This window comes from Streptomyces griseorubiginosus, assembly GCF_036345115.1.
Taxonomy (GTDB): Bacteria; Actinomycetota; Actinomycetes; order Streptomycetales; family Streptomycetaceae; genus Streptomyces; species Streptomyces griseorubiginosus_C.
The window spans coordinates 2,344,502-2,368,423 of record NZ_CP107766.1; the positions used below are offsets into that span (position 1 = coordinate 2,344,502).

19 protein-coding genes are annotated in these 23,922 nt (G+C 70.5%); 8 read left to right on the forward strand and 11 right to left on the reverse strand.

Annotated features, from left to right (window positions below; translation table 11 throughout):
• Position 1: 1 nt before the first annotated feature.
• Positions 2–4,252: a molybdopterin-dependent oxidoreductase gene (locus OHN19_RS10470; protein WP_419249515.1), complete on the reverse strand. Its 4,251-nt coding sequence runs from the start codon at positions 4,250–4,252 to the stop codon at positions 2–4.
• Positions 4,253–4,412: 160 nt separating this feature from the next.
• Between OHN19_RS10470 and OHN19_RS10475 the strand changes: the two genes are divergently transcribed.
• Both OHN19_RS10475 and katG read left to right on the forward strand, forming a co-directional pair.
• Positions 4,413–4,859, forward strand: a complete 447-nt coding sequence (locus tag OHN19_RS10475) for a Fur family transcriptional regulator (RefSeq protein ID WP_330263929.1) — start codon at positions 4,413–4,415, stop codon at positions 4,857–4,859.
• 24 nt (positions 4,860–4,883) lie between these two features.
• Entirely contained in the window at positions 4,884–7,100 is a 2,217-nt protein-coding gene (katG, locus tag OHN19_RS10480) for a catalase/peroxidase HPI (RefSeq protein WP_330263930.1), read from the forward strand.
• 58 nt (positions 7,101–7,158) lie between these two features.
• Here the strand turns inward: katG and OHN19_RS10485 are convergent, their stop codons facing one another.
• The 6 genes from OHN19_RS10485 to OHN19_RS10510 all read right to left on the reverse strand — a co-directional run bounded on the left by OHN19_RS10485 (position 7,159) and on the right by OHN19_RS10510 (position 13,725).
• Positions 7,159–8,334, reverse strand: coding sequence for a pyridoxal phosphate-dependent aminotransferase (locus tag OHN19_RS10485; RefSeq protein ID WP_330263931.1), 1,176 nt, complete (start codon positions 8,332–8,334; stop codon positions 7,159–7,161).
• A gap of 158 nt (positions 8,335–8,492) precedes the next feature.
• Positions 8,493–9,062 (reverse strand): TetR/AcrR family transcriptional regulator, encoded by a 570-nt coding sequence (locus OHN19_RS10490; RefSeq protein ID WP_330263932.1) that lies wholly within the window; start codon positions 9,060–9,062, stop codon positions 8,493–8,495.
• A gap of 251 nt (positions 9,063–9,313) precedes the next feature.
• Positions 9,314–10,438: a 4Fe-4S binding protein gene (locus OHN19_RS10495; RefSeq protein ID WP_330263933.1), complete on the reverse strand. Its 1,125-nt coding sequence runs from the start codon at positions 10,436–10,438 to the stop codon at positions 9,314–9,316.
• Positions 10,439–10,641: 203 nt separating this feature from the next.
• Positions 10,642–11,211 (reverse strand): TetR/AcrR family transcriptional regulator, encoded by a 570-nt coding sequence (locus OHN19_RS10500; protein WP_330263934.1) that lies wholly within the window; start codon positions 11,209–11,211, stop codon positions 10,642–10,644.
• Between the two features lie 138 nt (positions 11,212–11,349).
• On the reverse strand, positions 11,350–12,849 hold the full coding sequence (locus OHN19_RS10505; RefSeq protein ID WP_330263935.1) for an MFS transporter: 1,500 nt from the start codon (positions 12,847–12,849) through the stop codon (positions 11,350–11,352).
• A 180-nt stretch (positions 12,850–13,029) separates the two neighbouring features.
• The gene (locus OHN19_RS10510) at positions 13,030–13,725 is read right to left on the reverse strand and encodes a MerR family transcriptional regulator (RefSeq protein WP_330263936.1); all 696 of its coding nucleotides are present in this window, start codon (positions 13,723–13,725) and stop codon (positions 13,030–13,032) included.
• 227 nt (positions 13,726–13,952) lie between these two features.
• Between OHN19_RS10510 and OHN19_RS10515 the strand changes: the two genes are divergently transcribed.
• From OHN19_RS10515 to OHN19_RS10530, 4 genes are all read left to right on the forward strand, one after another.
• Positions 13,953–14,567 (forward strand): DUF6230 family protein, encoded by a 615-nt coding sequence (locus OHN19_RS10515; RefSeq protein WP_330263937.1) that lies wholly within the window; start codon positions 13,953–13,955, stop codon positions 14,565–14,567.
• A gap of 78 nt (positions 14,568–14,645) precedes the next feature.
• Positions 14,646–15,095, forward strand: coding sequence for a DUF6114 domain-containing protein (locus OHN19_RS10520; protein WP_330263938.1), 450 nt, complete (start codon positions 14,646–14,648; stop codon positions 15,093–15,095).
• Positions 15,092–16,303: a hypothetical protein gene (locus OHN19_RS10525; protein WP_330263939.1), complete on the forward strand. Its 1,212-nt coding sequence runs from the start codon at positions 15,092–15,094 to the stop codon at positions 16,301–16,303. Before OHN19_RS10520 ends, OHN19_RS10525 begins: the two co-directional genes overlap by 4 nt.
• Before the next feature lie 129 nt (positions 16,304–16,432).
• On the forward strand, positions 16,433–17,302 hold the full coding sequence (locus tag OHN19_RS10530) for an alpha/beta hydrolase (protein WP_330263940.1): 870 nt from the start codon (positions 16,433–16,435) through the stop codon (positions 17,300–17,302).
• Between the two features lie 140 nt (positions 17,303–17,442).
• Here the strand turns inward: OHN19_RS10530 and OHN19_RS10535 are convergent, their stop codons facing one another.
• Together OHN19_RS10535 and OHN19_RS10540 are read right to left on the reverse strand one after the other, a co-directional pair.
• Complete coding sequence (locus OHN19_RS10535) at positions 17,443–18,771, reverse strand: class I SAM-dependent RNA methyltransferase (RefSeq protein ID WP_330263941.1); 1,329 nt, start codon at positions 18,769–18,771, stop codon at positions 17,443–17,445.
• A 55-nt stretch (positions 18,772–18,826) separates the two neighbouring features.
• Positions 18,827–20,878, reverse strand: a complete 2,052-nt coding sequence (locus OHN19_RS10540) for an APC family permease (RefSeq protein WP_330263942.1) — start codon at positions 20,876–20,878, stop codon at positions 18,827–18,829.
• 394 nt (positions 20,879–21,272) lie between these two features.
• Here OHN19_RS10540 and OHN19_RS10545 point away from each other — a divergent pair, with 394 nt between their 5' ends.
• Positions 21,273–21,944: a potassium channel family protein gene (locus OHN19_RS10545; RefSeq protein ID WP_123763562.1), complete on the forward strand. Its 672-nt coding sequence runs from the start codon at positions 21,273–21,275 to the stop codon at positions 21,942–21,944.
• A complete protein-coding gene (locus OHN19_RS10550; RefSeq protein ID WP_037710885.1) occupies positions 21,944–22,618 on the forward strand; it encodes a potassium channel family protein in 675 nt (224 codons plus the stop codon). The genes OHN19_RS10545 and OHN19_RS10550 overlap by 1 nt, the downstream gene beginning before the upstream one ends.
• Positions 22,619–22,680: 62 nt before the next feature.
• Here the strand turns inward: OHN19_RS10550 and OHN19_RS10555 are convergent, their stop codons facing one another.
• Complete coding sequence (locus OHN19_RS10555; protein ID WP_330263943.1) at positions 22,681–23,445, reverse strand: DUF3159 domain-containing protein; 765 nt, start codon at positions 23,443–23,445, stop codon at positions 22,681–22,683.
• Between the two features lie 3 nt (positions 23,446–23,448).
• Entirely contained in the window at positions 23,449–23,847 is a 399-nt protein-coding gene (locus tag OHN19_RS10560) for an OB-fold nucleic acid binding domain-containing protein (protein WP_330263944.1), read from the reverse strand.
• Positions 23,848–23,922 lie beyond the last annotated feature (75 nt).

Sequence of the window (23,922 nt, forward strand, 5' to 3'; positions counted from 1 at the left end):
GTCAGTAGACGTCCCGCACATAGCGCTTGTCGGTGGCGAGCTGCTTCACGTACGCCGCCGCGCCCGCCTCGTCCAGGCCGCCATGAAGGACCGCGATGTCCCGCAGCGCCTCGTCGACGTCCTTGGCCATGCGGGAGGCGTCCCCGCACACGTAGAAGTGGGCGCCGTCCTGGAGCCAGGACCACAGCAGCGGGCCGTGCTCGCGCATCCGGTCCTGGACGTAGACCTTGGCGCGCTGGTCGCGGGAGAAGGCGGTGTCCAGGCGGGTGAGGGTCCCGTCGGCGAGGAAGGCGTTCAGCTCGTCCTCGTAGTAGAAGTCGGTCGCCCGGTGCTGTTCGCCGAAGAACAGCCAGTTCGGGCCCCGTTGGCCGAGGGCGCGGCGCTGTTCCAGGAAGCCGACGAAGGGGGCGACGCCGGTGCCGGGGCCGACCATCACCATCGGCGTGGCGGAGTCGGCCGGCGGGCGGAAGTGCGGGGAGCGCTGGACGTGCACCGGCACCGGGGTGCCCGCGGCGGCGTCGGCCAGGAAGGGTGAGCAGACGCCCTGGCGGGGCTTGCCGCGCAGGTTCTCGTAGCGCACGACGGAGACGGTGAGCGAGACGAGGTGCGGGTCGGTCAGCGGGCTGGACGATATGGAGTACAGCCGCGGCTGGAGGCGTCCGAGGGTCCGCGCCCAGTCCTGCGGGGCGGCCTTCACACCGTACTCGGTGATCACGTCCACGGCCTGCCGGCCCCAGCCCCACTTGGCCAGCTCGTCCTTGTTGTCCGGGCGCAGCAGCTTCTTCAACTCCCGTGGGTCACGGGTGCGTTCGGCGACGAAGCGGAGCAGGGCGGGGGTGATCCTGGTGATGTCCAGGTGCCGCAGGAACGCCTCGCCGAGCGGAACCTCGCCCACGCCGTTCACGTCCACGGCGGCCGACGCGTCGAGGCCGGTCACCGCGAGCCACTCCTGGACCAGGTCCGCCGAGTTGAGCGGACGGATGCCGAGGGCGTCGCCGGCGTCGTACAGGAACGGGGGCTCGCTGTCCCGGGTGTCGAAGGTGAACCGCCGGACCTCCTTGCCGGCGCCGGGCAGGCTCAGCAGCCCGTTGCCGGTGAGGCGGGCGAGGACGGGGGCGGGCTTCCTGGGGCGGGGCGGCGGGGTGGCGGGGAGGGCGGCCGGCGGGCTCGCGACGGAACCGGGCTCCATGCCGACGGGCGTCCCACGGAGGGGCGCTGCGGTGAGCCGGACCTGAGGGGGCGCCGACCGGGAAACACCGGACCCCGCCCCCTCCGGGCCGGAGCCTGCCGTGTCGGACAGTGCCGTCAGGACCTGGTCCAGCCAGCCGTGTGCCGCGTCCTCGAAGTCCGGTTCGCAGTCCGTGCGGGGGGCCAGCCGCAGCGCGCCCAACTCGTCGAGGCGCTGGTCGAGTCGGCGGCCGTGCCCGCAGAAGTCGTCGTACGACGAGTCGCCGAAGGCCAGTACCGCGTACCGCCGGCCCTCCAGCCGGGGGGTGCCGGGGTCGGCCAGGGTCTCCCAGAAGCCGCTGCCGTTGTCGGGGGCGTCGCCGTCGCCGAAGGTGCTGGTGATCAGCAACAGATCGGCGCCGGGCGGCAGTTGGCCGAGGTCGGCCTGGTCCATGCCGACCAGGGAGGTGCTGTGGCCGACGGTGGTGAGGCGCTCGGCGGTGGCGGCCGCGAACTCCTCGGCGTTGCCGGTCTGCGAGGCCCACAGGATGACCACCTCGCGGCGCAGCATGCCGACAGAGGAGGGTGTGGCCGAGATCTGTGTGGTGGCCGCCTGTGTGGTCGTCGCCCGGGAGTACATCCCGGCGAGGGTGCCGTTGACCCACAGGGCGTGCTCGGGGCTGAAGGGTGCGTCGGGGGGCAGCACCGGAACCCCGGGCGATCCCGCCGGGATCCCGGCGAGGAAGCCGACCAGGTACTGACGCTCCTGTGCGGTGAGGACGGGCGGCGGTGCCGGTTCGAGACCGAAGACGGACGCGGCCGTGGCCCCGACGGAAGCGCCCCCAGCCACCGCAGCCACCTCGACAGGAGCACCCCCGACCCCCGGAGACCGCAGAGCAACGGGCACCGCCACCTTCGTCAGCGACACCGCGCACACCTTGAACTCGGGCTGGAACGACAGCGGGTCCACCGCGTCGCTCGTCACCGCGTTGACGCTGAGGTACTCCCCGAAGAGGTCGTTCCAGTGGAAGGGCGCGAAGCAGCACCCCGGCCGTACCCGGTCCGTCACGACCGCGGGCAGTACGGCCCGCCCGCGGCGGGAGGCCACCTCGACGGAGTCGCCGTCGACCACGCCCAGTGCCGAGGCGTCCTCGGGATGCAGCTCGACGAAGGGCCCGGGGTTCAGCTTGTTCAGCTTCGCCACCTTGGCCGTCTTGGTCAGCGTGTGCCACTGGTGCTGGAGCCGCCCGGTGTTGAGGACGAAGGGGTAGTCGTCGTCGGGCATCTCGGCCGGCGGGATGTGCGGCCGGGCGAAGAAGACGCCCCGCCCGCTCGCCGTGGGGAAGCGGAGCGTCCCGTCCTCCCCCACGTACCGGACCGGGTTGCGGTCGGGCCCGTCCTCGCTCGCCGCGGGCCACTGCACCGGCGTCCGCCGCAGCCGGTCGTAGGAGACGCCGCGCAGGTCCCAGCCGGTCTTCGGGTTCCAGGCCTGCTTGATCTCCTCGAAGACCTGCTCGGCGCTGTCGTACGAGAAGCCCTTCTCGTAGCCCATCTCGCGGGCGACGGCCGCGATGATCCGCCAGTCCGCCATGGCCTCGCCGGGCGGGTCGGCCACGGCCGGGGTCAGGGTGAGGTTGCGCTCGCTGTTGACGAAGACGCCCTCGCCCTCGGTCCACAGCGCGCCGGGCAGCACGACGTCGGCGTACGCGTTGGTCTCGGTGTCGGCGAAGACGTCCTGGGTGACGACGAACTCGGCGGCCTCCAGGCCCTCGATGACGGTACGGCGGCCCGCGACGGAGGCGACCGGGTTGGTGCAGATGATCCAGCAGGCCTTGATCTCGCCGTCGGCCATCTTCCGGAACAGCTCGACGGTGCCCTTGCCGACGCCGTCGGCGCGCAGGGTGTCCGGGGGCAGCTCCCAGAGCTCCTCGACGAAGGCGCGCTCGTCGTCGACGAGGACGGAGCGCTGGCCGGGCAGGCCCGGGCCCATGTAGCCCATCTCGCGGCCGCCCATCGCGTTGGGCTGGCCGGTGAGGGAGAAGGGGCCGCTGCCGGGGCGGCAGATCGCGCCCGTCGCGAGGTGCAGGTTCACCAGGGCGTTGGTGTTCCAGGTGCCGTGCGTGGACTGGTTGAGCCCCATGGTCCACAGGCTCATCCACTCACCGGCGGCGCCGATGAGCCGCGCCGCCTCCCGGATGTCCTCCTCCGCGAGGCCCGTCATCTCGGCGACCGCGGCGGGCGTGTAGTCGGCGAGGAACTCCGGCATCGCCTCCCAGCCCTCGGTGTGGGCGGCGATGAAGTCGGGGTCGGTGTCGCCGTCGGCGTGGAGCAGGTGCAGCAGGCCGTTCAGCAGAGCGAGGTCCGCGCCGGGCTTGATCTGGAGGAACAGGTCGGCCTTCGCGGCGGTGGCGGTGCGCCGCGGGTCGACGACGATCACCTTGGCGCCCGCCGACTTCACCCGCTCCATCATGCGCAGGAAGAGGATGGGGTGGCAGTCGGCCATGTTGGAGCCGATGACGAGGAAGAGGTCGGCCTTCTCGAAGTCCTGGTACGAGCCGGGCGGACCGTCCGCGCCGAGCGACAGCTTGTAGCCGGTGCCGGCGCTGGCCATGCACAGCCGGGAGTTCGACTCGATCTGGTTGGTGCGCAGGAAGCCCTTGGCCAGCTTGTTCGCCAGGTACTGCGCCTCCAGGCTCATCTGCCCGGACACGTAGAGCGCGACCGCGTCGGGGCCGTGCTCGTCGACGATCTCCCGCAGCCGCCGGGCCGTCTCGGTGATCGCCGTAGCGACGGCCTGCGGCACCGGTTCCTCGCCCCGCTCGGGGCGTACCAGGGCCGTGGTCAGCCGGCCGGGAGCGGCGAGCAGGTCGGCGGTGGTCGCGCCCTTGGTGCACAGCTTGCCGAAGTTGGCCGGGTGCTCCTTGTCGCCGGAGGCCTTCAGGACCGTACGCCGTCCGTCCGGGCCCATGCCGATGTCGAGGACCAGGCCGCAGCCCACACCGCAGTACGAGCAGACCGTCCGCACCACGGGCACGCCTCCTGAGCTCAGCCGGTTCGATCTCCGTCGACCGTACGAAACACCCATTACGCAGATGTCTCCCGAGCCGTTCATCAGGAGTTACACCGCCCGCACACCTGACAAGGAACCCTTGTGAGCGCGTCCGGGGCCCCGATCCGACGCGACACAGACTTGGAATGGTTCCATTTCTTGAACCATTCAGGTTTATGGGGGTAGGTTGGTCGCCATGACCGCCCCCCAGCTTCCGAACACCGCCGATGAGCTGCGCGGTGCCGGCCTGCGGGTGACGGCCGCGCGCGTCGCACTGCTCGAGACCGTTCGGGCCGGTGACCACCTCCCCGTCGACGCGATCGCCACGGGAGTGCGCGACCGTCTGGGCCACATATCGCTCCAGGCCGTCTACGAGGCTCTGCACTCGCTCACCGCGGCGGGTCTCGTACGCCGCCTCGAGCCGCCGGGCAGTCCTGCCCGGTTCGAGGGACGGGTCGGGGACAACCACCACCACCTGGTCTGCCGGTCGTGCGGGGCCGTCGTCGACGTCGACTGTGCCGTCGGTCACGCGCCCTGCCTGACAGCTTCCGACGACCGCGGCTTCTCGATCGACGAGGCCGAGGTCATCTACTGGGGCCTGTGCCCCGCCTGCTCCCCCCAAAGGCTTACTTCAGCACCGTGATCCACCCAGTTCGGAAGGACTGACATGTCTGAGAACCACGACGCAATCGTCACCGACTCCCAGCCCGAGGGCACCGGGGGCTGCCCGGTCGCGCACGGGCGTGCCGCGCACCCGACACAGGGTGGCGGCAACCGCCAGTGGTGGCCGGAGCGCCTGAACCTCAAGATCCTTGCCAAGGACCCGGTCGTCGCGAACCCGCTCGGCGCGGACTTCGACTACGCCCAGGCCTTCCAGGCCCTCGACCTGGACGCCGTGAAGCGGGACATCGCCGAGGTGCTCACCACCTCGCAGGACTGGTGGCCCGCCGACTTCGGCAACTACGGCCCGCTGATGATCCGCATGGCCTGGCACAGCGCCGGCACCTACCGCATCAGCGACGGCCGCGGCGGTGGCGGCCGTGGCCAGCAGCGCTTCGCGCCGCTGAACAGCTGGCCGGACAACGGCAACCTGGACAAGGCCCGCCGTCTGCTGTGGCCCGTGAAGAAGAAGTACGGCCAGTCCATCTCCTGGGCCGACCTCATGATCCTCACCGGTAACGTCGCCCTGGAGACCATGGGCTTCGAGACCTTCGGCTTCGGCGGCGGCCGCGCCGACGTGTGGGAGGCCGACGAGGACGTCTACTGGGGTCCCGAGACCACCTGGCTGGACGACCAGCGCTACACCGGCGACCGTGAGCTGGAGAACCCGCTCGGCGCCGTGCAGATGGGCCTCATCTACGTCAACCCCGAGGGCCCCAACGGCAACCCGGACCCGCTGGCCGCGGCCCGCGACATCCGTGAGACCTTCCGCCGCATGGCGATGAACGACGAGGAGACCGTCGCCCTCATCGCCGGTGGTCACACCTTCGGCAAGACCCACGGCGCCGGTCCCGCCGACCACGTCGGCAACGACCCCGAGGCCGCCTCCATGGAGGAGCAGGGCCTGGGCTGGAAGTCCACCTACGGCACCGGCAAGGGCGGCGACGCCATCACCTCCGGTCTCGAGGTCACCTGGACCACCAAGCCGACCCAGTGGAGCAACGACTTCTTCGACATCCTCTTCGGCTACGAGTGGGAGCTCACCGAGTCCCCGGCCGGCGCCAAGCAGTGGGTGGCCAAGGACTCGCAGGAGATCATCCCGGACGCCCACGACCCGTCGAAGAAGCGCCGTCCGACGATGCTCACCACGGACCTCTCGCTGCGCTTCGACCCGATCTACGGCGAGATCTCCAAGCGCTTCCACGAGAACCCGGACCAGTTCGCGGACGCCTTCGCCCGCGCCTGGTACAAGCTGACCCACCGTGACCTGGGCCCGAAGTCCCTGTACCTCGGCCCGGAGGTCCCGGCGGAGACCCTGCTGTGGCAGGACCCGCTGCCGCAGGCCGAGGGCGAGGCCATCGACGCCGCCGACATCGCGGCCCTGAAGGTCAAGATCCTGGAGACCGGCCTCACGGTCTCGCAGCTGGTCTCCACCGCGTGGGCCTCGGCGTCCACCTTCCGCGGCAGCGACAAGCGCGGCGGTGCCAACGGCGCCCGCATCCGCCTGGAGCCGCAGCGCGGCTGGGAGGTCAACGACCCGGAGCAGCTCGCCCAGGTCCTGCGGGTCCTGGAGGGCGTCCAGGCCGAGTTCAACACCGGTGCCAAGAAGGTCTCGCTGGCCGACCTGATCGTCCTCGCGGGTGCCGCGGCGGTCGAGAAGGCCGCCAAGGACGCCGGCGTCGCGGTGGAGGTCCCCTTCACCCCGGGCCGCGTGGACGCGACGGAGGAGCACACCGACGTCGAGTCCTTCGCCGCGCTGGAGCCGGTCGCGGACGGCTTCCGCAACTACCTCGGCAAGGGCAACCGCCTGCCGGCCGAGTACCTGCTGCTCGACAAGGCGAACCTGCTCACCCTGAGCGCTCCCGAGATGACCGTCCTCGTCGGTGGTCTGCGTGTCCTCGGCGCCAACCAGGGCGGCACGGCGCACGGCGTCTTCACCGACCGTCCGGGCGTCCTGACCAACGACTTCTTCGTCAACCTGCTCGACCTGGGCACGACGTGGAAGTCCACCTCGGAGGACCAGACGGCGTTCGAGGGCCGGGACGCGGAGACCGGCAAGCTGAAGTGGACCGGCACCCGTGCCGACCTGGTCTTCGGCTCCAACTCCGAGCTGCGCGCCCTCGCCGAGGTCTACGCGAGCGACGACGCCAAGGAGAAGTTCGTGAAGGACTTCGTCGACGCGTGGGTCAAGGTCTCGAACCTGGACCGCTTCGACCTGGTCTGAGCGACCTCACCTGAGTGAGAAGGGGCCGGTCCTGGTTGGACCGGCCCCTTTGCTCTGTCTAGCCGAGCGTGGCGACGAACTTCCCGAGCCGCGCGATGCCCTCGCGCAGCTCCTCGGCCGAGGCCGCGTAGGACAGCCGTACATGGGTCTCGGCGGTGGCCACCCCGAAGTCCCGGCCCGGCGTGAGAGCGACATGCGCCTCCTGGAGCGCCCGTCCGCAGAACTCCCATGAGGTGAGCCCGGTGCCGCTGACGTCGAAGTAGACGTAGAAGGCGCCGTCGGGCGGCACCGGCACCGGCAGCCCGATCTGCGCGAGCCCGTCGAGGACGAGCGCCCGCCGCCGCCCGAACTCGGCCCGCCGCTCCTCGCACACGGCGAGCGACTCGGGAGTGAAGCAGGCGAGCGCGGCGTGCTGGGCGGGGGTGGAGGCGCAGATCATGTAGTTCTGGGCGAGCCGCTCCAGCGCGGGCACCAGCGCCTCGGGCACCACGCACCAGCCCAGCCGCCAGCCGGTCATCCCGAAGTACTTCGAGAAACTGTTGATGACCACGGCTTCCTGGTCGTACGACAGCACACTGCGCGGCGGCCGCCCGTGCTCGTCGTGATCGCCGAGGTCGAGGTAGATCTCGTCGACGATCCGCCACGCGTCCCGCTCCCGGGCGAACGCGCTGATCGCGGCCAGCTCGTCGGCCGGTACGGAGGTGCCGGTCGGGTTGGAGGGGCTGGCGACCATGATCCCGCGGGTGCGGTCGGTCCAGTGCGCCCGCACCGACCCGGTGTCCAGCTGGTACCGCGACGCGGCGCTGGTGGGCACAAGGCCGACCCGCGCGCCGAAACTCTCGGCGATCTGCCGGTTGCAGGGGTAGGAGGGGTCGGCGATGAGCACCTCGTCCCCGGGATCGACGAGCGCGGCGGCACCCAGCACCAGCGCGGCGGAGGCCCCGGCGGTCACGACGACCCGGGCCGGATCGACGTCCACACCGTGCCGCTCACCGTAGAACCGCGCTATGGCCAGCCGCAGTTCGGGCAGCCCGAGCGCCCCGGTGTAGCTCATGGGCCGACTGCCCACGACGCCCCGCATCGCCTCGATCACGGCCGGCGGCGCCCCGAAGTCCGGTTCCCCCAGGCTGAGTTTGACGACGTGATGCCCCTCGGCCTCCAGCGCGGCAGCATGCTTGCCGAACTCCATGGCATAGAACGGCGCGACGGACCGAGCCCGCTGCGAGATCCTCATACGGTCGGCCTCCTGGCGTCCTCGAGTCACGTCGAACTATACGAGGCCGGGTAAAAGGGCAGGTCAGGCGTCTTGAATGGGGGAACGGGGGGATACCGAGAAGCTCTCCGGGGCAGCGCCGACCGCCTGCGCCACACCCGCTGCACCGGCGGAATGCGTCAGCTCACGCCGCCCGCGTCCAGCAGGGTCGTCACCGTGGGGGTGACGAGGCCGGTCAGTTTGTCGGCTCCGATGCCCGCGCGGGCGCTGGCGCCGTCGAAGACCAGGCTGAGCTGTCGGGCCAGCAGGTCGGGGTCGTCGGCGCCGCCCCGTTCGGCCTCGGAACGGAAGAAGGCGGTCAGGTTCGCCTTGACCTGGTGGGCCACCCGGCTCGCGGGATGACCCTGGTCCTTGAGCTCGATCTGGACGGCCAGATACCGGCATCCCCGGAACTCGGGCGCACCCGACTGCGACTCCACCCGATCGAAGACGTGCAGGATGCGCTCGCGGGGGGTACGGCCGTCGTCCGCCGCCGGAAGGAGGGTTGCCGCATAAGCGGTGGCACGTTCCTTCAGGCTCACCGCCAGCAGTTCGTCCTTGCTCTCGAACAGCTGGTACATGGAGCGCTTCGACACACCCGCGGCCTTGCACAGCGCCTCGACGCCGATGTTGACACCGTCTCGGTAGGTGAGCGTGGCCGCCGCCTCCAGCAGTCGCTCCCTGGGGCTCAGTTTCACTTCGGTGGTCATACCGTGAGGTTAACCCGAAGCGGACGAAATGAAAACCGATCGGTTTCCGCAGCTCCGGGCGAGGGGCTCGGCGACGGCCGGGGGGGAACGGCCGCCGCCGAGCCATGATGGTGCGCGCGCCCGCCGTCCCCGTCAGGGCGACGCACACCGGGGCCACTCCGAGTAATGGCCCGCTTGAGTGACCGGACAGAGCTACCGGCCAGAGCGCCCCGCCGACGCGACCGGCCGTCGTGCCGGCACATGACCGCCACTCACGGCGTACGCCCCTCTCCGTCGCCGGACCCGGAGCGTTTCGCCGGGGGCTGCCAGCCGCCGGTGACTTCCTTGACGGGCTTGTGGGGGAAGCGGCGCCGGGCGTACTCCTGGGCGGGCGAGCCGGGCAGGACGTACAGGGTCTCCTTCTTGTCCTGGAGCGGACGCAGCACGGTGTCCATGAACGTCCTGCGGTCGTCCAGGTAGGGCCCCAGAACATCCTCTCCCGCGGGGCATACGGCCAAGCAGTAGCCGGACTTGTAACCGGGCGGCGAGGACAGGCTCTGCCACATCGAGGCGTTCTCGGAGTCGCTGACCCGGGAGCGGTAGTCGGCGGCGTCCTCGCTGTCGGCCACGGTCTGCGCCCAGTCGGTGAACCCGCTCATGAACTCCCGGTAGTTGTGCGTGGTGCAGGCCAGGGCGTCGAAGGCGCCGTCCTTGGTGATGGCGCCGACCGGGCAGGCGGCGACGCACAACTTGCAGTCGATGCAGGGGTTGTAGTCGAGGGCCTGCCCGTACGCGCTCACCTCCGCGTCCACCAGAACGGTCACGAGCAGAATGAAGCTGCCGAACTTCGGGTGGATGACGTTGCGGTGCAGGCCCATCACCCCGAGCCCGGCGGCCACCGCGACGGTCTTGTGCGCCACCACCCAGATCCGCTCCTTGGGGAAGCGGTCCATCTCCTGCGGGAAGCCGACGGACGGATTGAGCGCCCGGTAGCCGGCGTCCTGGAGCGCCTGAGTGACCTTGCGGGCGGCATGGTTGGCCTGTTCGTCGGCCTGGTGGAACTCCTGGTTGGCCACGCTGCGGGCCGGAGAACGGCAGTTGTCGCGGTTCATCCGGACCGCCATCGCGATCAGGGAGCGGGTGCCGGGCAGCGCGGACTGTGCGTACTCCCGCTCACCGGCCAGGTCGGGGTGGTCCAGGCTGATCGCGGCGGCGTCGTCCGCACCGGCCGCGAGACACAACTCGTGCAGCCACTCCGCGTCGATCACCGCGGGCGGCCGTACGACGTCAGCGGCCTCGCGTCGGGCGAGTACGGCCCGTACCGACGGGTGGGCCGCCAGCCTCGCCGGAATCGGGCGTCGGGCGGGGTGCCCCTCGGTGTCACGCGCGGCGGTCATCCGTGCTCCAGGGATGGGGGGTGCGGGCTCACCACGAAGGGCGAGAAACCGATCAGTTTCACCACCGTAAACCGATCGGTTTTCACACGCAAGTCCCCAGCGCCGAGCCGGTGTGCGCCGAACCGCCCCAGGGGCGCCGGGAACTGCGCGACCAGCCCCCACACACACCCGCACCCGCCCGACAACCGAACCCGGCACCCCCCTCACCGCACGCCCGCCGCGTCAAGCAGCGTGACCACCGTCGGCGCGAGCAGACCCCCCTGCGTGTCGACCTTGATCCCCGCCCGGGCGCTCGCGCCGTCGAAGACCAGGATCAGTTGCCGGGCCAGCAACTCCGGATCCCTCGCCCCGCCCTGTTCGGCCTCGGCACGGAAGAAGGCCGTCACGTTGTCCTTCACCCCGCGGGCCACCCGGCTGGCGGGATGGTTCGGATCCTTGAGCTCGATCTGCGCGACCAGATACCGGCAGCCCTGGAAGTCGGCCGCACCCGCCTGCGCCTCGGCCTGCTCGAAGACGTGCAGGATCCGCGCGCGGGGTGGACGGTCGTCGTCCGCCGCCGGAAGGAGTGCCGCCACATAGGCGGAGGCACTCTCCTCCAGGGTGGCCGCCAGCAGTTCGTCCTTGCTCTCGAACAGCTTGTACATGGAGCGCTTGGACACCCCCGCCTCCCTGCACAGCGCGTCGATGCCGATGTTGACGCCGTCTCGGTAGGTGAGCCTCCCCGCCGCCTCCAGCAGGCGCTCTCGGGAGCTTGGCATTGCTTCGGTGGTCATACGGCGAGGTTAACTCGATTCCGGCCTATTGGAAACCGATCGGTTTACGGCGTGCGCGGCAAGGCGGGGCCAGGCGCCGGACAGCACGACGACGGGGGGTGGCGCCAGAACGGCGGCACCCCCCGTCACGGCCCACCCTCAGTGGGCGATCACCGGCTCGCCCTCCGACGGCGCCAGAGCCGCGTTCGGCATCAGGAACGCCGCCAGCACCGCGCCGACCACGAAGATCCCGGCGCCCCACGCCAGCGTGGCCGTGTAGCTCTCGACCCCGGCCTGGGCCATGGTCAGCGCACCCGGCTTGTGCGAGGACAGGTAGTCGGTCGCGGCCGACGAGGCGACGGTGGTCAGCAGCGCCGTACTGATCGAACCGCCCACCTGCTGGCTGGTGTTGATCAGCGCCGAGGCCACACCCGCGTCCTCGTGGTGCAGGCCTGAGGTCGCGCCCTGGAACGAGGTGGTCATCACCGCACCGATGCCGAGCCCCAACAGGATCATGCCCGGCATGATGTCGGCGACGTAGGCGCTGTTCAGGGTGAGCTGCGTCAGCAGGGCCATACCGGACGCGGAGACCAGGAAGCCGGCACTGACCACGACCTTGGGACCGACCCTGGGCAGCAGCAGCGACGGCACCGTGGTCGACGCGGCGACGATGCCCCCGACCATCGGCAGGAAGGACAGCCCGGCCTCGATCGGCGAGTAGCCGATGCTGGCCTCCAGGTAGTACGTCAGGAACAGGAAGATCGAGAACATCCCCATGCCCAGGACGAACACGGCCAGGAACGAACCACCCCGGGTCCGGTCCAGCACCACGCGCAGCGGCAGCAGCGGATGCGGCACCCTGAGCTCCAGCCAGGCGAACACCCCGAGCAGCACCACCCCGCTGATCATGGAGCCGAGGGCGACGGGGTCGGTCCAGCTGGTGGACTCGACGTGCGCGAACCCGTAGACGATGCCGAACAGCGCCGCACTGACCACGACGGTGCCGGGAATGTCGATCCTGGGCCGCTCGGTGTGCTCGGGCTTGGCCAGCAACAGCAGCGCACCGACGAGCGCGACGCCCGCGAAGACGACGTTCACGTACATCACCCAGCGCCAGGACGCCCATTCGGTGAGCATGCCGCCGAGCAGGAGTCCGACCGCGGCGCCCGCACCGGACAGCGCACTGAAGATGCCGAAGGCCTTCGGCCGCTCGGCCGGATCGGTGAAGGTCACGCTGAGCAGCGAGAGCGCGGCGGGCGCGAGCAGCGCGGCGAACAGGCCCTGGGCCACACGGGCCGCGACGAGTATCTCGAAGCTGGTCGCCGCGCCGCCCACGACGGATGCGGCCGCGAAACCGACCAGGCCGGTCACAAAGGTCGTACGACGCCCGACCAGGTCACCGAGTCGCCCCCCGAGCAGCAGCAGGCTGCCGAAGGCCAGGGCGTACCCCGTGATGACCCACTGCCGGCTGCCGTCACTGAAACCGAGGTCGTGCTGCGCTTCGGGCAGCGCGATGTTCACGACGGTCGCGTCGAGCGTGACCATGAGCTGCGCCACGCCCAGCACGACGAGCACCCACCAGCGCACGGCATGTGAGCCGCGGCGGCCCGAGTCTGTTTTTCCGGAGGCGGGCGCTCCGCGGTCGAAGGTGGTACTCACTTTTCCCCTTAGTCGCTGGCCATGGCCCGACCACCGGTCGGAAACCGATCTGTTTCCCCTAGGAAAACAGATCGGTTTCCCGCATGCAAGCGGGCCGGGTCGCACGGCTGTCCGGACAGAGGAATCCACACGCCGGTCCGAGCGACGACCGCGTCGGCGAACCGGCACCCGTCCCGCGGGTTACGCCGTCCACTCCTCCCGCCCGCACGCACGGCGATCGTGGCGACGGTGGTTCGCGTCCTCCTGGGCCAGGCGCCGCAGCAGCCTCACGACCGGCTCGAACAGCACACTGAGGACCACCGCCCGTTCGGCGAGGGTGACCTGGTCCTCGATCCCTTCCAACTGCGCGAAGTCCAGGTCCGCGGTGGAGGTGGCGAGCCGCGCGTAGGGGACGAGGTCGTCGGCCGCGTAGTCGGCGCCGAGGCGGCTCAGCGCCGCGAGGCTCTCGGCGAGGGCCGGGCGGTGCGGAGACGCGTCGGAGATCTGCCAGCCCATGCTCGCGATGAGGGTCTCGACCCGCTCGGCGGCCGTGCCGGCTGCCTCTTCCTCGCCGGCACTCCCGTCGCCCTCACCGCCCTCCCCCTCACCGACCGCCTCCGCGGAAGGAACGGGCAGAGCGTGGTGAACGACGGCCAGGGTCTCGAACGCGTCCAGCGGCTGCTCGACGGCTTCGAGCACTTCCCGGGCACGGGCGACGGACAGCCCGCCGAGCTGGATGAGGGAACGGATCAGCCGCAGTCGCCGGACGTGCTCCTCGTCGTACTCGACCGTGGTCGGGTTCAGCGCGCGCCCCTTCGGGAGCAGCCCCTCCCGTCGGTAGTACTTGATGGTCGCCACCGGCACCCCGGACCGTCGGCTGAGCTCCGAAATCCTCATGCGCTCCCTCACGCTCGACTGTCCCTCCAGTATCGCGTTACCGGGGGTTGCACCACCGAGCTCGATAGTGCCACTATCAGGCACTCGATAGTGGCACTACCGAGTGCTCCTCCGGCGCGCCTTCTTCGCGCGCCCGGCCTCGACGCACCCGGTACACATCGACCCACCCCACACCCTCGACCCACCCCGCACCCCTCGACGTTCACCTCGACAACGGAGGTCCACGCATGTCCCAGCAAACGGGCAGGACGCACTGGAAGCGTTTCGCCATCGGCGCGGTGCCGACCGTGGCCGCCACGGCCGCTGTCGCCGTCTCCATGGCCCAGGGCGCGCTGGCCGCTTCGTTCAGCATCTCCGGTTCCGACTTCAAGGTCTCCGCCGGTTCCCTGAGTGGTTCCGGATTCGCCAACTACGCGACGGTGGACGTCGCCAAGAACGGCAAACACATACCCGTCTCCGTCTCGGCCCTGGAGAAGGCGAAGATCACCGACATGTGCCAGTCGGTGCCCGTGGACATCCCGGTGCTCGGCACCTACACGATGTCGCTCAAGGCCGGCGGCGAGGGCACCGCCGTCAAGGCCAGGGACCTGTACATCGACATGACCGACCTCCAGGCCAAGTCCGGCACCTTCAGGAACGTCGACATCGGCGTGGCCACCGGCTCCATCACGAAGGGCCAGGTCAACCCCAAGGATCACGTCGATCCCGACGGTTACGCCCAGCAGGCCGACTCCATCGAGATCATCGACGCCCACCAGAAGGTCTGGGCCACCTCCGCCGGCACGTTCGAACTCGCGGGCCTGCACATGAACATCGCGCCCGGCCGCCACGACTGCTTCTGACACCCCGGCCCGACCCGCCCCGATCCCCCCGCCCCACCCCGGATCCGCCCCGCCCGCCGACGAGTTGGGAACCTCCACATGACGAGTGCCGGCGCACCCGCGCACCCCCACAGTGACAGCGGCTTCGCCCGCGCTCGCCAGGGCTTTCGGACCTGGCGGCGCACCCGCCCCTTCTGGGCGGGCCTGCTGGTGCTCCTGGCGGCCGCGCCGATCATCTACTTCCCGTACTTCAACCTCTCCCTGGGCGCCCTGTCGGTCGCGATGTCCACCACCGCGGGGGCGGGGTCCCTGGTCATCGGGCTGACGCTGATCGTCCTCGGCGGACTCCTGTGGTTCCAGCCGGTCATCAGGTTCTTCGCCGGATGCGTGGCCGTCTTCCTCGGTGTGCTGTCGCTGCCCATCTCGAACTTCGGCGGCTTCTTCTTCGGCACGCTGTGTGCCGCCACGGGTGGACTCCTGGCCCTGGCGTGGGGCCCGGTGAACACGGCCGACGACACCGAGGGGCCGGCGGAAGGGGCCGGCGAATGACCGACCAGTCGCCCGACCTCCGCGGCGGGACCGTAGCACCGCACCACCAGCGGTCGTCGAAAGGCCGCCACGCCGTTCCCCGTACGTCCGCGCTGACCCGACTGCGCCTGCCGCTCGGGAAGGCTCTCGCGCTCACCGCGCTGCCGACCGTCCTCGTCCTGGCGAGCCAGCGTCCACCCACGGTCGACACGAGCGCCACCGCGGCTCATTCCGCTCCCGAGGAGGAGTTCGCCGACGGCGTCGACTGCGCCCGCCCCGACGACACGGCAGCCCCCTCCCCGACTCCCTCGGCCACTGTTCCGGGCACGCCGGGTGCCCCCACGAGCGAGGCCCCCGTCGAGCCGCGGGAGCGCGGGACCGTCGGAGAGGCGGCCCCGGCCCCGACTACGACCGCTTCACCGAGCACGACCGCCTCACCGACGGCGACCGCCGCCTCCAACGGCCTCGCAGACCTCCTCGGCTCCCTCCTCCCCGGCGCCACCGAAGAGCAGAGCCCGCAACACGGCACGACTCCCACCCCGATCCCGACCGCCCCGACGCCGACACCAACGACCGCGAAACCCTCCGCCGCACCCCCGACCACACCCCACGCCTCCCCCACCCCCCACACAGACGTGCCGCGAACACCCACCCCCCACCACCGGACCACCGAGCCGCCACCCCGCCCGGCACCCACCACAGCGGCCCCCCGCACCTGCGACATCAGCGACCTCAAGGCCCCCGAGGACACGAGCGCCGGTCGATTCGCCGCCGAGTCCTGGAACCTGAAGGGAACCCGCCTCGGACTGCACGACCTCGTCTTCGGCGGCGTGGTGACCGTGGACACGGCCGCCGGACCCAAGCGGGTGCTCAAGTTCTCCGCGGCGGCCGTCACGATCCGCGACCTGCAGATGGCCGTACCCGTCGGCCCGCAGATCCAGCACATCGACGGAGCACCCGGATCGACGTCGACGCTGCGAGGCGACCGGATCACCATGTACGTCGAGAGCCTGACGGGCACCCTCTCCGGCATCGAAGGCCTGCCCCTGCCGCCGGCCCTCCGCCTGCACCTCACTCCCGACACCGTTCCGGAGTGGCTCTACGACACGGTCGGGAAGCTCGGCCTCAAGCTCCGAATCGACCTGACCGATGCCGATATCGACCAGGCGGGACAGACCGGCGGAGAGCTCGTCATCCCAGGTATCCACGGGTACGGGACGCCCCGGTGAATCCTTGACCGTGGCGGACTTGCGCTCGGAAACCGATCGGTTTACCTTGGTGGAAACCGATCGGTTTCACGTTCTCCGGTGAGAGTCGTGACCGTTTTGGTAATCCCTCACCCACAAGGAGTCGGCGAGATGCCCAGCCAAGAGTCACGTCCCACCCTTCACATTCCCGGGGCCACCAGCCACACGATCCCCCCGCGCGGTGACCGGGAGGGACAACTGCGCTACCTCAAGGCGGGCACCGGCGCCCCCCTGGTCCTGCTGCACACCGTGCGGACCCAGGCCGAGCACTTCCGCGCGCTCATCCCGCTGGTCGCGGACCACTACACGGTCTACGCCCTGGACCTGCCGGGGATGGGTTACTCGGAGATCGTGCCCGGGGCGTCGTACGACGAACCCGCGATGCGCGCGGGCGTCAAGCGCCTGCTGACCGAACTCGACCTGCATGACGTGACGTTGGCCGGCGAGTCCATGGGCGCGGTGCTCGCCCTGACCACCGCGGCCGACCTCCCCGAGCGCGTCCGACGCGTCGTCGCGGTCAACGCGTACGACTTCCGCGGCGGCATCGCCCGCTCCAGCCTCCTCGCCCGGGTCGTGGTCAGCGGTGTCCTCGCCCCGGGAGTGGGCCCGGTGATCGCCGGGGTCGAGCCCAAGCCGGCCCTGCGCACGATCCTGCGGGGCGGCCTCGGCGACAAGAGCGCACTGCCCGAGGACTACGTCGACGAACTCCTCCAGGTGGGCAGCCGCCCCGGTTACCCCACCGTCGCCCGGGCCGTGTACCAGGCCCTGCCCAGCCTCATCGCGGCCCGCTCCCGCTACCCCGAGGTCAAGGCGCCCATCCACCTCGTCTACGGCGAGAAGGACTGGTCCCGCCCCTCGGACCGACAGGCCAACCGCCGGCTCCTGCCCACCGCAGACTTCACCCAGGTCCCCGGGGCAGGCCACTTCATCGCCCTGGAACGCCCCGACGTCCTGGCCGACCTGCTGAACAGGACAGCGTGACCGGGACGGGACACACCGAGCACGGCTCCGCCCCGAGCACCGGGCCGCCGCTCCGTAGCACCGGCGGCGCATGTACGCGCCGCCGGTCACACCACCCCGCGTCCCGGCGCTGACGGCCCGAGCGAGCGGGAAACCACAGCTCAGAGCCCCTTCGCCGCAGGCTCCAGAATCGCCACGCACTCCATGTGATGCGTCATCGGAAACAGATCGAACACCCGAAGCGTCCGCACCCGGTACCCCCCGTCCCGGAAGTACCCCAGGTCCCGAGCCAGTGCGGCGGGATCGCAGGCGACGTACGCGATGCGGCGGGCCCCCAGCGACGACAGGTGCTCCACCGTCCTGCGCCCCGCCCCGGCCCGCGGCGGATCCAGGACGATCAGGTCGACCTCGGTGATGCCCGTGCGCGGCAGGACGCTCTCGACCTTGCCCTGCTCGATGCGGACCCGGTCGAAGCCGGCGAGGTTGTGGCGGGCGTCCTCGACCGCGCGCTTGCCGGACTCGATGCCGAGCACCGCGCCCTGGTCGCCGAGACGGTCGGCGAGGGCGCCCGCGAACAGGCCGACGCCGCAGTACAGGTCGAGCGCCATCTCGCCCTTGCGCGGCAGCAGGCCCTGCATGACCGCCTTCACCAGGGTGTCGGCCGCCTGCGGGTGGACCTGCCAGAAGCCGCCGCTGCCCACCCGGTGGGTGCGGCCGTCGGCGCGCTCGCGCACGAAGGCGCGGCCGTGGACGCGGTGGATGCCGCCGTCCTTCTCCTCGACGCGCATCACGGAGACGGGCTTGTCGAGCTCCACCAGCGGAAGGCGGGCGCCCGGGCGAGGCTCCAGGATGACCATCCGGTCCTGCGAACCGGTCGCCGCGATCGCCTCCACCGAGGCCATCCCCGACCAGTCGCGCTCCTCGATGCCCAGCTCGCTCACGCCCGGCGCGGCGATCATGCAGTGCTCGATCGGCTCGACCTCGTGCGAGCGGTGGCGGCGCAGACCGGCATTGCCGTCGGCGTCCACCGCGTACTGCACGCGCGTGCGCCACGACGGCACCTCGCCCGCCGGCAGCTTGTCACCCTCGGCCGGCATCACCGTGCCGTCCCAGCCCGCCTCCTCGGGGGTGAGCCCCGCGAGCCGCTTCAGCTGCTCGGCGACCACCTCGCCCTTGAGCCGCCGCTGGGCCCCCGGCTTGGCGTGCTGCCAGTCGCAGCCGCCGCAGCGGCCGGGACCGGCGTAGGGACAGGGCGCCTCGATGCGGTCCTTGGACGCCTCCAGAACCGTCACCGCGTCGGCGCGCAGGAACCGCGCACCCTCCTCGCCCTCGGTGACCCGGGCCACGACCCGCTCACCGGGTAGCGTGTGCCGGACGAACAGCACCTGGCCGTCGGACGTACGGGCGATGCAGTGACCGCCGTGGGCGACGGGGCCGACCTCGACCTCGAACTCCGTCCCCACCAGCGATTTCTTCGGTTCTGCCTGCATGGCGGGGTGACTCCAAAAAAGTGAGGGACGCGCGTCGGGACAACAGCCGACCAGTCTACTTCGGCGCCGACGACTCCTTCGCCCGGTCCACGGCGGCCGGACCGCGCCGCACCGAACCCGGCGCGTTCCACTCCTGCCGCCTGCGGGCCCGCAGCTTCGCCGCCTCGGAGGACTGGAGCTGGTACGGCACCGAGGTCACCATGACCCCCGGCGTGAACAGCAGCCGGCCCTTGAGCCGCAGCGCGCTCTGGTTGTGCAGCAGATGCTCGTACCAGTGACCGACCACGTACTCGGGGATGATCACGGCCACGGCGTCGCGCGGCGACTCCTTCCGGAGCCCCTTCACGTACTCGATGATCGGCCGCGTGATCTCGCGGTACGGCGAGTCCAGCACCTTCAGGGGTACGTCGATCCCGCGCCGCTCCCACTCGGCGCGCAGTGCCTTGGTCTCGGCCGGGTCCACGTTGACGCTGAGGGCCTCCAGCGAGTCCGAGCGCATCAGCTTGGCGTAGGCGAGCGCGCGCAGCGCCGGGCGGTGGATCTTGGAGATCAGGACCACGGAGTGGACGCGGGAGGGCCGCAGGCTGTCGTCGCTCGGGCCCTCGGGCGCGGCGAGCTCCTCGGCGACGCGGTCGTAGTGCTTACGGATCGCCGTCATCGTCGCGTAGAAGATGCACATGCCCAGCAGGGCGACCCAGGCGCCGTGGGTGAACTTGGTGACCAGGACGACGACCAGGACCAGCCCGGTGAAGAAGGCGCCGAAGGCGTTGATCGCCCGGGAGCGGATCATGTGGGTGCGCTTGGCGGGGTCCTTCTCGGTCGCCAGGTGGCGGTTCCAGTGCCGGACCATGCCGGTCTGGCTGAGCGTGAAGGACACGAACACGCCGACGATGTAGAGCTGGATCAGCCGGGTCGAGTCGGCGCCGTAGATCCACACCAGCATCGCGGCCGCGCCGGCCAGCAGCACGATGCCGTTGGAGAAGGCGAGGCGGTCGCCGCGGGTGTGCAGCTGGCGCGGGAGGTAGCGGTCCTGGGCGAGGATCGAGCCGAGCAGCGGGAAGCCGTTGTAGGCCGTGTTGGCGGCCAGGAACAGCACCAGGGCGGTGGCCGCGGCCAGCACGACGAACAGGAAGCTGCCCTTGCCGAAGACGGCCTCGGCGACCTGGGAGATCACCGGGTTCTGGACGTAGTCCGAGCCGAGGGCGACGCCGTTGTGGAGCAGGTCCACGGCCGGGTTCTCGGCCATGCGGACGTTGGTGGCCATGGCCAGCGCGATGATTCCGCAGAACATGGTGACGGCCAGCAGGCCCATCATCGCGAGCGTGGTCGCCGCGTTCTTCGACTTGGGCTTGCGGAAGGCGGGCACGCCGTTGGAGATCGCCTCGACGCCGGTGAGCGCGGCACAGCCGGAGGAGAAGGCGCGCAGCATCAGGAAGACCAGCGCGAAGCCCGCCAGGCCCTGGTGCTCGGCCTTGATGTGGTAGTCCGCCGTCGGTGCCCGCATGGTGTCACCGAGGACCAGGCCGCGGAACGCCCCCCACGCGATCATGACGAAGACGCCCGCGACGAAGACGTAGGTCGGGATCGCGAAGAGCGAGCCGGACTCCTTGACCCCGCGCAGGTTCATGAGGGTCAGCAGCACGATCACGGCGATCGCGCACAGCACCTTGTGCTCGACGACGAAGGGAACCGCGGAGCCGAGGTTCTCGATGCCGGAGGCGATGGAGACGGCGACCGTGAGGACGTAGTCGACGAGCAGGGCGCTGGCGACCGTGAGACCGGCCTTGGGGCCGAGGTTGGTGGTGGCCACCTCGTAGTCGCCGCCGCCGCTCGGGTACGCGTGCACGTTCTGCCGGTAGGAGGCGACCACGGTGAACATCAGCACGACGACCGCGACGGCGATCCAGGGGCTGAAGTGGTACGCCGACACGCCCGCGATGGACAGGACCAGCAGCACCTCGCCGGGCGCGTACGCCACGGACGACAGCGGGTCGGAGGCGAACACGGGAAGGGCGATGCGCTTCGGCAGGAGCGTTTCCCCGAGCCGATCACTGCGCAGTGCGCGCCCGATCAGAATCCGTTTGGGCACGTCGGTCAGTTTGGACACAACAGTGCATCGTAGGCGTTCGAACGCATGCCCAACCACCCGCCACCCCACATCTGCCCACCGAGTGAAATGCGGCGCCCCACCGGCAACGGATTCCGCGGCCGGACGGATCGGCATGCCTATATGACAAGACCCCGTCCGTCACCCGCCCCTCACCCGCCCCCGGAGGCCTTCATGGACACCACCGCGCAACTGATCGGCGCGGCCGCCGCCCTCGTCGGCCTCGGAATCCTGACCCTCGCGAGTGTCCGCAGCATCAGCCGCCGCTGACGGCACGAAGTCGGGGGCAACCGTGCACAGGGGTGCCGTCGTCCTACCGCGCGTGTGTAGCTTGGGCCTCTGTCTGAGACCCTGATGTGGCTGAGCAGTAGTTATTGACACCGGAAGGACGGTCGTGCACATCGTCATCATGGGCTGCGGGAGAGTGGGTTCCGCTCTCGCCCAGACCCTGGAGCAACAGGGGCACACGGTCGCCGTGATCGACCAGGACCCCACCGCCTTCCGACGACTGGGCTCCGGTTTCGGCGGCCGTCGTGTCACCGGAGTCGGCTTCGACCAGGACACCCTGCGCGAGGCGGGCATCGAGGAGGCCGGCGCCTTCGCCGCGGTCTCCAGCGGCGACAACTCCAACATCATCGCCGCGCGCGTGGCCCGCGAGATGTTCGGCATCGAGAACGTCGCCGCCCGTATCTACGACCCCCGGCGCGCCGAGGTCTACCAGCGCCTGGGCATCCCGACGGTGGCCACGGTCCGCTGGACGGCGGACCAGATGCTGCGCCGCCTGCTGCCGTCCGGCGCGGAGCCGCTGTGGCGCGACCCCACCGGCGGGGTCCAGCTGGCCGAGGTGCACGCCTCGTCCGCCTGGGTCGGCCACAAGATCAGCAGGATGCAGGAGGAGACGGGCGTCCGGGTGGCGTTCCTGACCCGCCTCGGTGAGGCGATCCTGCCCACCTCGCAGACCGTGCTCCAGGAGGGTGACCTGGTCCACGTGATGATGCGTACGGACGACATCGAGAAGGTCGAGGCGTCCTTCGCCGAGGGCCCCGAAGAGGAGGGCGGTCACTGATGAGGGTCGCCATTGCCGGTGCCGGCGCGGTCGGCCGCTCGATCGCGGGCGAACTGCTGGAGAACGGCCACGAGGTCCTTCTCATCGACAAGGCGCCGACCGCCATCTCGGTCGAGCGCGTCCCGCAGGCGGAGTGGCTGCTCGCCGACGCCTGCGAGATCACCTCCCTGGACGAGGCCGCGCTCCAGCGCTGCAACGTCGTGATCGCCGCGACCGGCGACGACAAGGTCAACCTGGTCGTCTCCCTGCTGGCGAAGACGGAGTACGGCGTCCCGCGGGTCGTCGCCCGGGTGAACAACCCGAAGAACGAGTGGCTGTTCAACGAGTCCTGGGGCGTGGACGTCGCCGTCTCCACCCCGCGCCTGATGTCCGCCCTGGTCGAGGAGGCGGTGAGCGTCGGCGACCTGGTCCGCCTGCTCCGCTTCAGCCACGGCGACGCGAACCTGGTCGAGCTGACCCTCCCGGAGGAGTCGGCCCTGGCCGGCACCACGGTCGGCGACGTGGAGTGGCCCGAGGACACCTCCCTGGTCACCATCATCCGCGGCACCCGCGTCCTCACCCCCTCCCAGGAGGACTCCCTGGAGGCGGGCGACGAACTCCTGTTCGTGGCGGCACAGGCCCGCGAGGAGCAACTGGAGGACCTGCTGTCGGTCCGCAAGGAAGAAGCTTCCTAGGCCGTACGACGACGGAGGGCGCCCTGCGTGATGCAGGGCGCCCTCCGTCGTCGTAGAGCGATCTAGGCTTCGCGCCGGTGCCGCCCGCCCGCGGTCTCGGTGTCCCCGCGCTCGGCGTCCTGCGCGGCCTTGCGTGCCTCCTCGGCCTTCTCCTCCGCCTCCATCTCCGCGAACACGTCGATCGGAGCGGGCGCCTTCGCGAGGAAGACCCAGGTGAGCCAGACGGCCAGCAGGAAGGGCGGGATCTTCAGGGCGACCAGGACCCAGCCGAGCTGCGCGGTGTCGGCCCACCAGTACAGCGGGAAGAGGATCGCGCACTTGGCGAGCAGGATGCCGCCCCAGGCGTAACTGGCCTTGGCGTACGCCTTCTTGCGGCCGGGGTTGCGGGTCCGCCAGGAGAGGTTCTCCTTGAAGACCGGGCCGAGGATGAGCCCCATCAGCGGCACACCGGCGAGGGTGGTGATGACGTAGGCGAGGCCCAGGCCCAGCGTGTAGAGCATGCCGGGCAGGTAGAAGTTCTTGGCGTTGCCGGTCATCATCGCGAAGACGACGCCGAAGGCGACGCCGAAGACGCCGCTGAAGGCGTGCTTGACGGTGTCGCGCATGACCAGGCGGACCACGACCAGCAGCAGGGACACCGCGAGCGCGGCGATCGCCGACAGGTGCAGGTCCTTGTTGATCGTGAAGATCGTGACGAAGAGCAGCCCTGGCAGGACCGTCTCGACCATGCCCCGGACGCCGCCGAACGCCTCGAAGAGGGCGGCCTCGGTCACCGCCCGTGCGTCGTCGGCCTGAGTGTCTTCGGTCGGCTTGTCGAGAGACGTCACCGGCTACTCCCGTCCGAGGGGTCGGAGTTCGTATTTCGGATTGAACAGCACCCGTCGGCCCCGGCTCATCGAGATCCGGCCCGACGCGATCAGCTTGCGCCCCGGTTCTATCCCGACGATGGAGCGTCTGCCGAGCCACACCACGTCCAGGGCGGCGGAGCCGTCGAACAGCTCGGCCTCCAGGGCGGGGACGCCCGCGCGCGGCCGCAGGGTGACCGTGCGCAAGGTACCAGTAACGGTCACGATCTGGCGGTCGTGGCAGTCGCCGATCCGGGTGCAGCCGGCGGTCTCGGTGTCCTCGCGCAGCTCCTCGGACTCCAGGTCCTCCTGCGACGAGGAGAGCCGGTCGAGCATGCGCCGGAACCGGCTCACCGGCTTCTCGGAACGAGGAACAGCACTCATATCCGAAAGCGTACCGGGGCCCGCCGACAGCGTTGTACCCACAGCACTGGCGTTCGAACCGGCCCTTCGTTCCCG